The organism is Burkholderia sp. E168m22, from assembly GCF_001319805.1.
Lineage (GTDB): Bacteria > Pseudomonadota > Gammaproteobacteria > Burkholderiales > Burkholderiaceae > Burkholderia > Burkholderia orbicola.
Genome location: NZ_BBSK01000086.1, coordinates 20,779 through 34,354 on the forward strand (window position 1 = coordinate 20,779; position 13,576 = coordinate 34,354).

At 69.6% G+C, this 13,576-nt stretch carries 12 protein-coding genes; 7 read left to right on the forward strand and 5 right to left on the reverse strand.

Annotation, left to right across the window (positions count from 1 at the left end; all coding sequences use genetic code 11):
• Nucleotides 1–527 precede the first annotated feature (527 nt).
• From AP428_RS19595 to AP428_RS19615, 5 genes are all read left to right on the forward strand, one after another.
• Complete coding sequence (locus AP428_RS19595; protein WP_011547584.1) at nt 528–2,084, forward strand: 3-hydroxyacyl-CoA dehydrogenase; 1,557 nt, start codon at nt 528–530, stop codon at nt 2,082–2,084.
• Between the two features lie 57 nt (nt 2,085–2,141).
• Nucleotides 2,142–3,464: a phenylacetate--CoA ligase PaaK gene (gene paaK, locus AP428_RS19600; protein ID WP_011547585.1), complete on the forward strand. Its 1,323-nt coding sequence runs from the start codon at nt 2,142–2,144 to the stop codon at nt 3,462–3,464.
• 37 nt (nt 3,465–3,501) lie between these two features.
• On the forward strand, nt 3,502–4,302 hold the full coding sequence (locus AP428_RS19605) for an enoyl-CoA hydratase-related protein (RefSeq protein ID WP_011547586.1): 801 nt from the start codon (nt 3,502–3,504) through the stop codon (nt 4,300–4,302).
• A 135-nt stretch (nt 4,303–4,437) separates the two neighbouring features.
• Nucleotides 4,438–5,109: a MarC family protein gene (locus AP428_RS19610; protein ID WP_027806145.1), complete on the forward strand. Its 672-nt coding sequence runs from the start codon at nt 4,438–4,440 to the stop codon at nt 5,107–5,109.
• 156 nt (nt 5,110–5,265) lie between these two features.
• On the forward strand, nt 5,266–6,246 hold the full coding sequence (locus AP428_RS19615) for an aldo/keto reductase (RefSeq protein ID WP_011547587.1): 981 nt from the start codon (nt 5,266–5,268) through the stop codon (nt 6,244–6,246).
• Between the two features lie 36 nt (nt 6,247–6,282).
• Here the strand turns inward: AP428_RS19615 and AP428_RS19620 are convergent, their stop codons facing one another.
• The 4 genes from AP428_RS19620 to AP428_RS19635 form a co-directional block, all read right to left on the reverse strand.
• Nucleotides 6,283–7,149: a type II CAAX prenyl endopeptidase Rce1 family protein gene (locus AP428_RS19620; protein ID WP_041489478.1), complete on the reverse strand. Its 867-nt coding sequence runs from the start codon at nt 7,147–7,149 to the stop codon at nt 6,283–6,285.
• An 85-nt stretch (nt 7,150–7,234) separates the two neighbouring features.
• Complete coding sequence (locus AP428_RS19625) at nt 7,235–7,891, reverse strand: VC0807 family protein (RefSeq protein ID WP_011547589.1); 657 nt, start codon at nt 7,889–7,891, stop codon at nt 7,235–7,237.
• A 326-nt stretch (nt 7,892–8,217) separates the two neighbouring features.
• Nucleotides 8,218–9,282 carry a 2,3-butanediol dehydrogenase gene (locus AP428_RS19630; RefSeq protein WP_011547590.1) on the reverse strand — a complete coding sequence of 355 codons (1,065 nt, stop codon included), beginning with the start codon at nt 9,280–9,282 and terminating at the stop codon, nt 8,218–8,220.
• A 346-nt stretch (nt 9,283–9,628) separates the two neighbouring features.
• Entirely contained in the window at nt 9,629–10,369 is a 741-nt protein-coding gene (locus tag AP428_RS19635) for a GNAT family N-acetyltransferase (protein ID WP_011547591.1), read from the reverse strand.
• A 211-nt stretch (nt 10,370–10,580) separates the two neighbouring features.
• Here AP428_RS19635 and AP428_RS19640 point away from each other — a divergent pair, with 211 nt between their 5' ends.
• Entirely contained in the window at nt 10,581–11,789 is a 1,209-nt protein-coding gene (locus AP428_RS19640; RefSeq protein ID WP_041489386.1) for a CynX/NimT family MFS transporter, read from the forward strand.
• A gap of 41 nt (nt 11,790–11,830) precedes the next feature.
• Nucleotides 11,831–12,313, forward strand: a complete 483-nt coding sequence (locus AP428_RS19645) for a DUF3331 domain-containing protein (RefSeq protein WP_011547593.1) — start codon at nt 11,831–11,833, stop codon at nt 12,311–12,313.
• A gap of 24 nt (nt 12,314–12,337) precedes the next feature.
• On the opposite strand, the gene AP428_RS19650 is transcribed toward AP428_RS19645, so the two are convergent.
• Nucleotides 12,338–13,540: a GNAT family N-acetyltransferase gene (locus AP428_RS19650; RefSeq protein WP_041489387.1), complete on the reverse strand. Its 1,203-nt coding sequence runs from the start codon at nt 13,538–13,540 to the stop codon at nt 12,338–12,340.
• Nucleotides 13,541–13,576 lie beyond the last annotated feature (36 nt).

Below are 13,576 nucleotides of genomic sequence, written 5' to 3' on the forward strand. Positions count from 1 at the left end.
CGAGTGGCGGCGCGCGACGCGCCGTCACGGGTTGACGAAGCCCGGCCGTACTATCCGCCGAACGAGGACGATGAAACCGAGGGGGGCGGCACGCAACGGTGCTGCCCTGGGTTCGCTGCCGCGAGGCGGCGAGGGGCGCGGGCGGGTCGAAGCCCGTCGCGGAATGAAACGGTTCGATGCGGCTGCCCGCGGACGGCGGGACGAGCACACGTGGCAACGCGCGGGCCGGAAGCTTGACTCGACCCCGAAAGGGAGCGATGGACAGCGGTGACGGCGCGACACGCGTTTCCCCCTGGAATCCGGCAATTTGTCGAATTTTATCAGGCGATCGGGGGTCACTATCTCATATTCGAACGCTTACGTTGACCTTTCTGTTTACAAAAAGTGCCCCGGTCTTTCGATTTTTTTGTCTTTGCAGTTTCCGTAACGCTCTCTTGCCCGACACATTCGGGCTCGCCCTGACATAAATCTACCGACCGGTCGGTTTATAATCGCTCGCACTTCCCCTTCATGACGGATCGCAAGCGATGGCTGTTTCCTCTGCACATTCGGTGAACTCGGGCGCGCTCGCGCCGTCGGCCGTCGTCGGCGTGATCGGCGCCGGCGCGATGGGCGCGGGCATTGCGCAGGTCGCGGCGGCGGCCGGCCATGCGGTGCTGCTGTACGACCTGAACGAAGCAGCCTGCGACAAGGCGCTGGCCGGCATCCGCGCGCAGTTCGCGCGGCTGGCGGAGAAGGGCCGGCTCGAACCGGCGCAGGCCGACGCAGCCGGCAACCGGCTCCGCGCGGTGCGCGCGCTGGCCGATTTCGCGGGCGCCGCGCTGATCGTCGAAGCGGCGGCCGAACGGCTCGACGTGAAGCGCGAGATCTTCGCGACCCTCGAACGTCATGTCGACGACGCGTGCGTGCTGGCGACCAACACGTCGTCGATCTCGATCACGTCGATCGCGGCCGGGCTGCGCGTGCCGCAGCGCGTCGCCGGCCTGCATTTCTTCAATCCGGCGCCGCTGATGGCGCTCGTCGAGGTGGTCAGCGGGCTCGCGACCGCGCCCGAGGTCGCCGGGATGCTGCATGCGACCGCCGCCGCGTGGGGCAAGCAACCGGTGATGGCGAAATCGACGCCGGGCTTCATCGTGAACCGCGTCGCACGGCCGTATTACGCGGAGGCGCTACGCGTACTGAACGAGCAGGGCGGCACGCCGGCCACGATCGACGCGGTGATGCGCGAAGCTGGCGGCTTCCGGATGGGGCCGTTCGAGCTGATGGACCTGATCGGCCACGACGTGAATTTCGCGGTGACCGAGTCGGTGTTCCGCGCGTACTTCAACGACCCGCGCTACACGCCGTCGCTGATCCAGCAGGAACTCGTGAACGCGGGCTTCCTCGGGCGCAAGTCCGGGCGCGGCTTCTATTCGTATGCGGACGGCGCGACGCCGCCCGCGCCCGATCTCGAGCCGCCGCGCGCCGCGCCGGCCGACGTCGTGCTGTTTGCGCAGGAAGGCCCGGCCGCCGCGCTGCACACGCGCCTGGCCGAACGGATCGAAGGCGCGCGGCGCAACGGCGCGCATGCGGACGAACTGCTCGCCGTGGCCGGCCGCGCGTCGATCGCGCTGACCGATGGCCGCACCGCGACCGCGCGCGCCGCCCAAACGGGCGTGGCCGACCTCGTGCTCGTCGACCTGGCGCGCGATTACGCGCAGGCCGGGCTCGTCGCGCTGACGCGTGCGCTCCAGTGCAACGACGCCGCGTATGCGGACGCGGTCGGCCTGTTCCAGCAGGCGGGCTTTCGCGTGGTCGGCATCGCGGACGTGCCGGGAATGGTCGCGATGCGCACCGTCGCGATGCTCGCGAACGAGGCGGCCGACACGGTCAACCAGGGCGTGTGCTCGCCGGCCGATCTCGATCTCGCGATGGAGAAGGGCGTGAACTATCCGTGCGGCCCGCTCGCGTGGGCCGATGCGATCGGGATCGGCCGCGTGCATCGCGTGCTGTCGAACCTGGCGGCGAGCTACGGCGAGGACCGCTATCGCGTGTCGCCGCGCGTCGCCGCGCTGCACGCGGCCGGCCGCACGTTCCGGTCGTAGCCGCCCGCGCCGTCACTTCGAACACGACAACGACCACTCCACTGGAGGAGCACCCCGATGACTCACCCGACGCATCCCGCCGCCGCCCTCGAGCCGATCGAGACCGCCAGCCGCGACGAACTGCAGGCGCTGCAGCTCGAACGCCTCAAATGGTCGCTGCGCCACGCATACGACAACGTCCCGCACTATCGGCGCACGTTCGATGCGGCGGGCGTGCATCCGGACGACCTGAAGTCGCTCGCCGATCTCGCGAAATTCCCGTTCTCGACCAAGACCGACCTGCGCGACAACTATCCGTTCGGCCTCTTCGCGGTGCCGCGCGAACAGGTCGTGCGCGTGCATGCATCGAGCGGCACGACCGGCAAGCCGACCGTGGTCGGCTACACCGCGCGCGACATCGACACGTGGGCGAACGTGACCGCGCGCTCGATCCGCGCGGCCGGCGGCCGCCCGGGCGATACGCTGCACAACGCGTTCGGCTATGGTCTCTTCACCGGCGGTCTCGGGATTCACTACGGCGCGGAGCGGCTCGGCTGCATGGTCGTGCCGATGTCGGGCGGGCAGACCGAGAAGCAGGTGCAGCTGATTCGCGATTTCGAGCCGAAGATCATCCTCGTCACGCCGTCGTACATGCTGAACCTGATCGACGAGATGGTGCGGCAGGGAATGGACCCGGCCGAATCGTCGCTGAAGATCGGCATCTTCGGCGCCGAGCCGTGGACGCAGGCGCTGCGCGACGAAGTGGAGACGCGCGTGGGCATCGACGCGCTCGACATCTACGGGCTGTCGGAAGTGATGGGCCCGGGCGTCGCGTGCGAATGCGTCGAGACGAAGGACGGCCCGGTGATCTGGGAAGACCATTTCTACCCGGAGATCATCGACCCCGTCACCGGTGAAGTGCTGCCCGACGGCAGCCAGGGCGAGCTCGTGTTCACGTCGTTGACGAAGGAGGCGATGCCGGTGATCCGCTACCGCACGCGCGACCTCACCGCGCTGCTGCCGCCGACCGCGCGCGCGATGCGCCGGCTCGCGAAGATCACGGGCCGCTCCGACGACATGCTGATCGTGCGCGGCGTGAACGTGTTCCCGAGCCAGATCGAGGAGATCGTCGTCGCGCTGCCGCAGTTGTCGGGCCAGTTCCAGATCACGCTGTCGCGCGACGGTCACATGGACCGGCTCGACCTCGCGGTCGAGTTGCGTTCCGAGGCGGCGGCGTCGGTGAGCGACGGCGATCGCGCGGCACTCGCGCGCGAGCTGCAACACCGGATCAAGACGATGGTCGGCGTGTCGTCCGGCGTGACGGTGCTGGCAGCCGGCGGTATCCCGGCGACCGCGACCGGCAAGGCGCGCCGCGTGATCGATCGCCGCCAGGCGGCGTGATTTCGATATGTGCCGTTCTACCCGAGGAAATGGTTCGATGGATGGATTGAAGACCCTGGCCGTCACGGTCGATGCACGCGGCATCGCGACCGTCGCGCTGCAGCGCGGCGACGTGCTGAACGCGTTCGACGAGACGATGATCGCGGAACTCACCGACGCCTTCACGGCGCTCGGCCGACGCGACGACGTGCGCGCGATCGTGCTGCGTTCGGATGGCCGCGCCTTTTGCGCGGGCGCCGACCTGCAGTGGATGCAGCGCGCGAGCGCGAACGATGCGGCCGCGAACCTGCGCGACGCCGAGCGGTTCGCCGCGATGATGCGCGCGATCCGGCAGTGCCCGAAACCGACGGTCGCGCGCGTGCAGGGTCACGCGTTCGGCGGCGGTGTGGGCCTGTGCGCGGCGTGCGACATCGTGATTGCGAGCGACCACGCGCGCTTTTCGGTCAGCGAGGCGCGCTTCGGCATCCTGCCGGCCGTGATCGGCCCGTATCTGGTCGAGGCGGTCGGCCAGCGCCAGGCGCGCCGGCTCGCGCTGACCGCGACGCAGCTCGCGGCCGCCGAAGCCGTCGCGATCGGCCTGATCCATCAGGCCGTGCCGCTCGATGCGCTCGACGACACGCTCGAGCGCACGCTCGCGGAGTTGGGCCGCAACGGCCCGCACGCGCTGATGGAGATCAAGCGCTTTTTCGACGCGATCGGCGAGTACCCGCCGTCGGACGAACGCGCGGCGTTCACCGCGCAGACGATCTCCCGCGTGCGGGCGACGCCGGAAGCGAAGGAGGGCTTCGCGGCCTTCTTCGCGAAGCGGCCGCCGGCGTGGGAGGCGGGCGCCGGATAAGGCTGCACGACGAACCTCCACGACGATCGACGGCGAAGCCGGGCCGGCGGCATTTTGCGTCTCGGGCGCGAGCGCTTGCACTACAATGCGTGACCCCCGGCGCTGCCGGCCCCGTTCCGACCGATGCTTCGCACGATGATCGTCAACCGCCTTGTCTCCGAGATCCTGTTCGGCTTTACCGGCCTGATCGGCATCATCAATCCGATCGGCATCGCGTTCCTGTTTCTCGAACGGACCGAGACGCTCACCGCGCACGAGCGGGATCTGCTCGCGAGGAAGGTCGCGTTCAATGCGTTCGTCGTGCTGATGGTCGCGTTCTTCGCCGGCACGCCGGTGCTGCATTTCTTCGGGATCTCGATGGAAGCGCTGCGGATCGGCGGCGGCTTCGCGGTCGCCGTGGCCGGCTGGCAGATGCTGAACGAGCCCGACGGGCCGGGCGGCGGCGATACGCCGGTCAAGCCGATCGACGCGAACGCGATCATGACGCGCGCGTTCTTCCCGTTGACCGTGCCGCTGACGGTCGGCCCCGGCTCGATCGCGACCGCGATCGCGCTGAACGCGAACCGCACGCACAAGCTGTCGGAATTCATGCTGTCGAGCATCGTGTCGATCGCCGTGTCCGTGCTCGTCGCGCTCGTGATCTGGCAGGTCTACAGCCGCTCCGCGCTGCTCGCACGCTACCTCGGCAGCGAGGGGACCAAGGTCGCGAAGCGCGTGTCGGCGTTCCTGCTGCTGTGCATCGGCGTGCAGATCATGCTGACCGGCTTCTCCGCGTTCCTGCAGCCGCTCGCCGACCAGGCCAAGTAACCGGGGCGCCCGGTTCATCCTTCGAGGTTCAACCTTTCACGCAGCCTGCACGCGGCGCGCGCTCATACGCGTTCGCGGCGTGCGGGATACCATGCGACGTCTGGCGGATGCCGCGTGCATCCGGCCGCAACCCCAACTTGAGTGGCGAGGCGAGCAATGGAATACGTGAAATTCGGGTCGACCGGGCTGGACGTGTCGAAGCTGGTGCTGGGCTGCATGACGTTCGGCGAGCCGTCGCGCGGCACGCATCCGTGGACGCTGCCGGAAGCGGAAAGCCGCCCGATCATCCAGCGGGCGGTCGAGGCCGGCATCAACTTCTTCGATACGGCGAACATGTATTCGGACGGTACGTCGGAGGAGATCGTCGGCCGCGCGCTGCGCGATTTCGCGAAACGCGACGACGTCGTGATCGCGACCAAGGTGTTCTACCGGATGCGGCCGGGGCCGAACGGCGCGGGCCTGTCGCGCAAGGCGATCATGACCGACGTCGACCAGAGCCTGAAGCGGCTCGGCACCGACTACGTCGATCTCTACCAGATTCACCGCTGGGACTACGGCACGCCGATCGAGGAGACGCTCGAGGCGCTGCACGACGTCGTGAAGGCCGGCAAGGCGCGCTATATCGGCGCATCGTCGATGTTCGCGTGGCAGTTCGCGAAGGCGCTGCACACGTCGAAGCAGAACGGCTGGACCCGCTTCGTCAGCATGCAGAACCACCTGAACCTGCTGTATCGCGAAGAGGAGCGCGAAATGCTGCCGCTGTGCGAGGACGAAGGCATCGCGGTGATCCCGTGGAGCCCGCTTGCACGCGGGCGCCTGACGCGCAACTGGGACGAAACGTCGGAACGGCAGCAGAAGGACGACGTCGGCCAGCGGCTGTACGACGCGACGGCCGATGCCGACAAGGCGGTCGTCGAGGCCGTCGCGGCGATCGCCGCCGCGCGCAACGTGCCGCGGGCGCAGGTCGCGCTGGCGTGGGTCGCGCAAAAGCGCGGCGTGACCGCACCGATCGTCGGCATTTCGAAGCCGCAGCAACTGGACGACGCGCTCGGCGCGCTCGCGCTGAAGCTGACCGACGACGAAATCGCCACGCTCGAACGCCCGTACGTGCCGCACGCGGTGGCCGGGTTCAACTGAGCGGCAGCGCGGGCGACACAGGCGCCGTCGCCGCGATCAGCGCGCGGCGGCGAGCATCGGATAGGTGAACAGGCCGAAGTGGACGACGTTCAGCCCCGCATGCGCGAGCGCGGCAGCGAGCAGGCCGCCGCGCCGCCACGCGAGGCCGTAGCCGACGCCGGCCACCGTGCCGAGCACAATCCATGGCCAGCCGCCCGCTGCGTGCGCGGCGCCGAACAGCAGCGCGCCGGCCGCGAGCGCGAACCACGGGCCCCATGAGCAGGCGCGGAACGCGCGGGTCAGCCCGCCTTGCACGTAGCCGCGGAACAGCGCTTCCTCGGCGAGCGTCACCAGCAACAGGTTGTTCGCGAGCCACAACCAGCCCGACGGCGGCCATTTGGGGGCCCAGCCGACCATCCCGAACGCGAGCGCGCCGGCCAGGCACGCAATAGCCGTTGCGACGGCCGCCACCGCACCGGTGCGCAGCGCGCGCGACAGCGCGACGTCCGGCGCAACCCACGGCAGTGCCCACAACAGCCACAGGCCGACGAGCGGCTTGTCGAAATTCAGGTACATCGTGAACGGCACGGCGTCCGGCGTGAAGCGGATCGGCCCGATCACGCGCGGATTGTGGAAGCCGGGAATCAGATGCAGGCTCAGCGCGATCGCGAGCGCGGCAAAGACGAGGTGCGCGATGATGCGCACCGCGAGCGGGCGCTCGGGCAGCACGCCCCAGCCGGCCGCGATCAGCAGTGCGAGCGGCGCCAGCGTGATCGGCGCAAGCTGGCCGAACGCCAGCGCGCCCCCGTAGCCGAGCGCGGCGAGGCCGATGCTCAGGCCGTGCAGCGGGCGATGCCACGCGCAGGCGGCGGCCGCGAACAGGGCGAGCCAGATCGTGGCACACGGAAGGAGCGAAAGGGACATGACGGAAAACGGATGGGCGGACGAGACGCCGCGCATCATACAGCAGGCGCCGTGACCCGCCGCCGGACAGCCGGCGCGCCGCGCGTCAGCGGCCGGCGGTTTCGGTGACGCCGCCGCGGCCCGGAATGTCGACGCTGTTGCGCACGCGCATCCGCCGCCGGTACCAGAACGTCCACAGCAGCAGGCAGGCAAATACCGTGTAGCCCATGACCGGCGACACGACCAGCACGCGTTCGACCGGCCAGTTGACGACCATCCACCAGCGCAGCAGCATCTCGACCGTCATGATGGCGCCCCACACGAACGTCATCAGCCGCAGCATCTGCCGCAGGCCCGGTTGCGCGTCCCAGACGGCTTCGAAGTGCGCGGCGCCGCCGTCCATCTCGCGGGCCACGGTCGCGCGGGCCAGATAGTAGATCAGCGGGCGTTCGCGGAACAGCGACAGCAGGAACACGATGCCGATCGTGCCCGAGCCGATCGATTCGCGCATCAGCAGCGTGCGCGGACTGCCGCCGAACGCCATGCCGACGATCGACAGCGTGATGCCGAGCAGCACGATGGCCGCTACCGCGTCGACGCGGCGCGAGCGGATGAATTCGACGATCGACCAGATGATCGGCGGAACCGCCGACGCGTACAGCGCGCCGGTTTCGCCGAAATACGGATGCGCGACCCGATAGGCCACCCAGGGCAGCACGAGGTTGACGAAGAGTTCGAGAATCAGTCCGGCTCGCGGTTTCACGATGCGCCATTCCACGCAGGTCGGGGCGAACGTACGCAACGCGTGGTTGCCCCCGGTTGTCCCGAAAAGGGTTCGATTCAGTATATCGAAGAATCGTGCGGGGTTGCGGTGTCGCCTGCCGCGACGGCATCGGCTGTAGCCGGTATGCGAGTGCATGGTCCGCCAGAGGGATCGGCGCACGCGACCGCTGCTGGGCCGGGGCGCGCTGCACGATCGCGTCGTCGCGTCGCGGCAAGGCGCCGATCGGAATGCGTTTGCGGTTGCGTTTGCGGTGCGCGAGCCTGCGCGGCGCGGCGTGAATCGAAGCCGCGGCCGCGCGCGGGCGGTCAGGCGACGGCCGGCTGGACGATGATCTTCACGTTGCGGTCCTTGTGGTTGACCAGCTCCTCGAAGCCGTGCGCGACGATGTCGCCGAGCGCGATGCGCCCGGTGATGAGCGGCTGCACGTCGATGCGGCCGTCGGCGATGAAGCGGATCACGTCCGCGAATTCGCCGTTGTACGCGAGCGAGCCGATCACTTCCTTCTCGGTCGACACGATGTCGAAGAAGTTGAACGGCGCCGGTTCCTCGAAGATGCCGACCATCACCGCCTTGCCGGCCTTGCGGATCACGTCGATCGCGAGCTTCGCGGTGGCCGTGTGCCCGATGCATTCGAACGACACGTCGGCGCCGTAGCCCCCGGTCAGCGCCCTGACTTCGGCGATCGCGTCGGACGTCTTCGGATCGATGACGACGCTCGCGCCCACCTCCAGCGCCTTCTGCTTGCGCGCGGCCGACATCTCCAACGCGATCACGCGCCCGGCGCCCGCCGCCTTCGCGCACATGATCGTGCACAGGCCGATCGTGCCCGCGCCGACCACGACGACGGTCTGCCCGACGATGTTGCCGGCCTTCTTCACCGCGTGCAGCCCGACCGCGAGCGGTTCGATCAGCGCGCCGGCCTCGGTCGGGAAATTGTCCGGCAGCTTGTACAGCAGTTCGGCCGGCACGTTCACGTATTCGGCAAACGCACCGTTGTTCATCAGCCCGGTGAACGCGAGGTTCTCGCAGATGTTGTACAGCCCGTGCCGGCAATACCAGCAGGTGCCGCAATGCTGGCACGCGTCGGCCGTCACGCGGTCGCCGACCGCGTAACCCGACACGCCCGCGCCGAGCTCGGCGATCTCGCCGCTGAACTCGTGGCCGAGGATGCACTGGCCCTTCAGGCCGGTCAGCGGATGCGGCGCGTCGACCGGGATGAACACCGGCCCGGCGACGTATTCGTGCAGGTCGGAGCCGCAGATGCCGCACCAGTGCACGCGGATCGTGACCCAGCCGGCGGGCGGGCGCTCCGGAACGGGAACCTCTTCGACGCGGATGTCGTGGCGGCCATGCCAGACGGCGGCCTTCATGCTGGATGCGATGTTCGGTGCCGGTGTACTCACGTTGCTGTCTCCGTCAGGTTGTCGTCGGGCGCGCGGCAATGCTGCCGGTGCGCCCGTCGCGCGATTGCGCGATCGACGGTATGCAGGAACGGGGCCAGCGCGAAGTGCGGTGGTGCGTGGCGGTCGACGGTGCGCGTGGCGTGCGTTGCACCATGTCACTTTCTGCCGACCGGAGGGGGTTCGGAACGAATGGGGCGCCGAATTTGCTGCGACAGCGAAACAGCGAGGCGAGTGAGACGCCGGGACGTTCGTCTCAGCGCAATGAGACGAATCGCGAGACGAACCGCAACGGGGGGCGTTGCTCGATCCGCGTTCAGGCGAGCACTTCGTCCACGGCAACCGCGGCGAGCGATGTGAATCCGGCGGCACGGTACAGCGGCTGGCCGGCTTCGGTCGAGATGAGCCATACGCGGCGCGCGCCGCGGTGCCGCGCGTGCGCGACGATCGCGGCGAGCAGTTGCGTCGCAAGGCCGCGACGCCGGTAGGCATCCGCCGTTCCGACGCGGTCGACGACGATATCGCGCGGCGACGCGAAGCCGTAGCGCGCGGTGGCCGCGATCTGCCCGTCGAGCCGGTGCGCGAACAGGAACGCGGCCGGATTCCGCTGGAACGGCGGGAAGGCGCCGCTGGCGTTGAACGCGTCGATCGCGTCAGGCGTGTCGCAGGCCAGCGAGAGCGCGAGCGCGTCGTCACCGGACAGCCCGTCGATATCCGCGGCCATGAAATGCTCGTCGGTCAGCCGGCGCGTCCGGCCGTGCAGCGCGGGCGGCAGCGGCGCCGCGCCGTAGCGCGTGATCCAAGCGCCAACCGCAAACGGGCCGGCGGCGGACACGGGCGCCCCCTCGATCGTGAAATGCTCGAAAGGCCGGCCCATCGCGCCGTCGAACTGTACGACATGGCCGTCCGGGCCGTCGTGCAGCGGCGCGTCGCGCCGGTCGCGCGCGGCGCAGTATCCGGCGATGAAGGTGCGCACGGCCGCCTTGCGGCGGGGGAAATCCGTCCAGGCTTCGTCGAGCGGGAACAGCGTGGCCGGTGCAGGGGAGGCGGTCGACATAAGGAGGGGCGCGGCGTTGTCGGACGAAGCGGACAGCTTAGACCAGGATGCCGTCGCGTGTCGCGACGGCCATTGTCACCGTCGCCGAAACGGATCGTTGCGCGCGCTGCCCCTTTACTTGAAGTTAACTTCAATTTGTATCATGTGCGCCAGTCCGATTGCGGCCGCGTGAGACATCCCGTTGCACGCCGCCGCTTCAACGGAGGTGAAGATGACCGAATCGCCTGTCGCGGCCGATGCCGCCACGCTGCCGGCGCGCAGCTACCGGGCCGCCGTCGCGAACGTCGTGCTGGCGAGCATAGTGTCGGCGCTGCACGTCGGCAAGGCGACGATCGGCTTGCCGTCGCTCCAGCACGAGTTCGGCGGCTCGTTCGCGTCGCTGAGCGGGATCATGTCGGTGTTTCCGTTCGTCGGCGTGTTCGGCGGGATCGCCGCCGGCCTGCTGGTGCGGCGCTGGGGCGACCGGCGGCTGCTGGTGACGGGCCTCGTCATCCTCGGCCTGTCGAGCGTGGCCGGCGCCTGGGCCGGCAGCTTCGCGCTGTTGCTGGCCACGCGCTTCGCGGAAGGCCTCGGGTTCGTGATCGTGGTGGTCGCTGCGCCGGCCGTGCTGAACCGCGTGACGCCGCCCGAACGGCGCAATTTCGCGTTCGGCCTGTGGAGCACCTTCATGCCGGCCGGCATGGCGCTGTCGATGCTGGTCGGGCCGCTGCTCGGCGGCTGGCGCAACGGCTGGCTCGCGGCCGCGGCGCTGACGCTCGTCGCGGCGGCCGCGGTGCCGGTCACGACGTCGGCCGACGCGCCGTCGCGGCAGGCGACGACGCGCATCGGCCCCGCGCTGCGCGCCGTGCTCGCGTCGCGCTCGACCACGCTCCTCGCACTGGGCTTCGCGACCTACAACGTGCAGTTCTTCGCGGTGATGACGTTCCTGCCGGTGTTCCTGATGCAGCGCCTCAGCGTCGCGGTCGGCGCGGCGGGGCTGATCAGCGCGGCGATCGTCGCCGCGTGCGTGATCGGCAACCTGACGGCCGGCTGGCTGCTGTCGCGCGGGGCGCGACCGGGGATCGTGATGGCGGCGACGTCGGTCGCGATCGGCGCGGCGGGCGCGGGCCTCTTCAGCGCCGCGACACCCGCGCCGCTCGCGGTCGCGCTCGGGTTCGCGTTTTCGGCGATGGCCGGGATGCTGCCCGCGACCATTCTCGCGTGCGCGCCGGGCTCCGCCCCGTCGCCGTCGCTGGCGCCGCTCAGCATCGGCTGGGTCGTGCAGGGCAACTATCTCGGCCAGGTGATCGGGCCGCTGACGATCGGCGTGATCGTCGGTGCATTCGGCTGGTCGGGCGGCATCGGGCTGATGCTCGCGGCCGCCGCCGTCGGCGCGGCGATCGGCCTGTCCCTGCTGCGCGAACCGATGGGCCGGCGCTGAACGCGCCGGCGTCGTTCAACCTGCACGGAAATTCGTCAAGCATGCTCAACACCATGGAAAGCCCGATCTGCGAAGAAGACCTGTCGTGCGACGCGTCCGCGTTCGACGAAGACGACGCGATGCCGTCGCGCGGCGGCGTGGTCGCGCATCCGCTCGTGACGATCGGCCGTGCGCCGATTCCGGAGCACGCGACGGCCGCGGCATCGCCGTTGCGTCCGCAACTGTTCGTCACGGTGCTGGAGGCGGGCGACGACGCACTGCTGGTGCGCTGGGTCGAGAGCGGCCGGTGTCATTACGGCGAGCAGCGCTGGCGGCTGCGCGTCGCGTTGCAGCCCGGCCGCTGCGCGCTTTCCGGGCAGCCGATCGAGCCGGGCGAGCCGGTGTTCCGGCCGGTGCGGCGGCCCGTGCCGGCCAATGGCGACGAGATGATCCGCCCGGCAGCGCTGCCGGGGATGGACGGTGCGGCGTGCGACGCCACGCCGGAGGACGGCGACGCACGCCATCCGGCCGATGTTCGTGGCTGAACGTCGGCTGGCGGCGGCGCGACGTTACTTCTTCAGATCGTGCCGGTACTGGATGAAACCGGCATTGTTCGCGAGCTTGTCGTACAGCGCCCGCGCGGTCGTGTTGGTCTCGTGCGTGAGCCAGTACACGCGGCTCGCGCCGGCTTCGCGCGCCCGTTCGTACACGGCCTCGATCAGTGCGCCGCCCGCGCCTTGCCCGCGCGCGTCGGGCGCCGTGTACAGATCCTGCAAGTAGCAGTACGGCCCTTCGGTCCAGCACGAACGGTGGTAGATCGCATGGACGATCCCGACCAGTGCGCCCGACGCGTCGAACGCGCCGAGCACGAACATCGGCTCGGCCGGGTCCATCAGGCGCGCCCAGGTCGTCGCGAACACCGCGTCGCTCAGCGCGGTGTCATAGAACTTCTGGTAACCCTGCCACAGCGGACGCCACGCGGCTTCGTCGGCGGCGACCAGCGGGCGCACCGTGACGCGCGTGGCGTCGTTCGCGCGGCCGGCGGCATCGCGCGCGCTGGCCTGCGCGTGGCGGATCGCGGCGAGCGACTGGCGTTGGTTGCCTTGCGCGTCGAAGTTCTCCGGTGCGAGCCATGCTTCGAACGCGGCACGCACATCCGGCCATTCGCCGTCGACGATCGAGAACCACGCGGTGTCGCGATTGCGGCCGCGGTAGATGATCGCCTGCCGGAACGTGCCTTCGTAGCGGAAGCCGAGGCGGGCAGCCGCCTTGCGCGACGGCGCGTTCAGGTCGTCGCACTTCCATTCGTAGCGCCGGTAGCCGAGCGTGTCGAACGCGTACTTCATCAGCAGGAACTGCGCTTCGGTCGACACCGGCGTGCGCTTGAGCAGCGGCGAGAACGTGACCGAGCCGACCTCGATCACGCCGTTGGCCGGATCGATGCGCATCAGCGCGAGCGTGCCGACCGCGCGGCCCGTGGCGCGGTCGATCACCGTGTAGTGCAGCGGATCGGTGCTCGCCTGCGCGCCGCGCGCGTAGTCGCGGTAGCCGGATTCGTCGGCGTACGGGCCGTGTGCGAGATAGGTCCAGTCGCTGCCGTCGGGCGCCTGTGCGTAGGCGGCATACAGATCGGCGGCGTGGCGTTCGGCGTCGAGCGGCTCGAGCCGGCAGTAGCGGCCTTCGAGCACGATGCGCTCCGGGCGCGGACGCGCGGACCAGTCGGGAACGGGGTGGCCGATGGGCTGCTGGAAAGCGTTGGTGAGCGTGGGCAAGGTCGATCTCGCTTCGGTTGGCGGCCGGCGACATGC

Coding starts and splice junctions, on each gene's coding strand:
- AP428_RS19595 (WP_011547584.1), top strand. CDS start 528: ATGGCTGTTTCCTCTGCACATTCGGTGAACTCGGGCGCGCTCGCGCCG.
- paaK (WP_011547585.1), top strand. CDS start 2,142: ATGACTCACCCGACGCATCCCGCCGCCGCCCTCGAGCCGATCGAGACC.
- AP428_RS19605 (WP_011547586.1), top strand. CDS start 3,502: ATGGATGGATTGAAGACCCTGGCCGTCACGGTCGATGCACGCGGCATC.
- AP428_RS19610 (WP_027806145.1), top strand. CDS start 4,438: ATGATCGTCAACCGCCTTGTCTCCGAGATCCTGTTCGGCTTTACCGGC.
- AP428_RS19615 (WP_011547587.1), top strand. CDS start 5,266: ATGGAATACGTGAAATTCGGGTCGACCGGGCTGGACGTGTCGAAGCTG.
- AP428_RS19620 (WP_041489478.1), bottom strand. CDS start 7,149: ATGTCCCTTTCGCTCCTTCCGTGTGCCACGATCTGGCTCGCCCTGTTC.
- AP428_RS19630 (WP_011547590.1), bottom strand. CDS start 9,282: ATGAAGGCCGCCGTCTGGCATGGCCGCCACGACATCCGCGTCGAAGAG.
- AP428_RS19635 (WP_011547591.1), bottom strand. CDS start 10,369: ATGTCGACCGCCTCCCCTGCACCGGCCACGCTGTTCCCGCTCGACGAA.
- AP428_RS19640 (WP_041489386.1), top strand. CDS start 10,581: ATGACCGAATCGCCTGTCGCGGCCGATGCCGCCACGCTGCCGGCGCGC.
- AP428_RS19645 (WP_011547593.1), top strand. CDS start 11,831: ATGCTCAACACCATGGAAAGCCCGATCTGCGAAGAAGACCTGTCGTGC.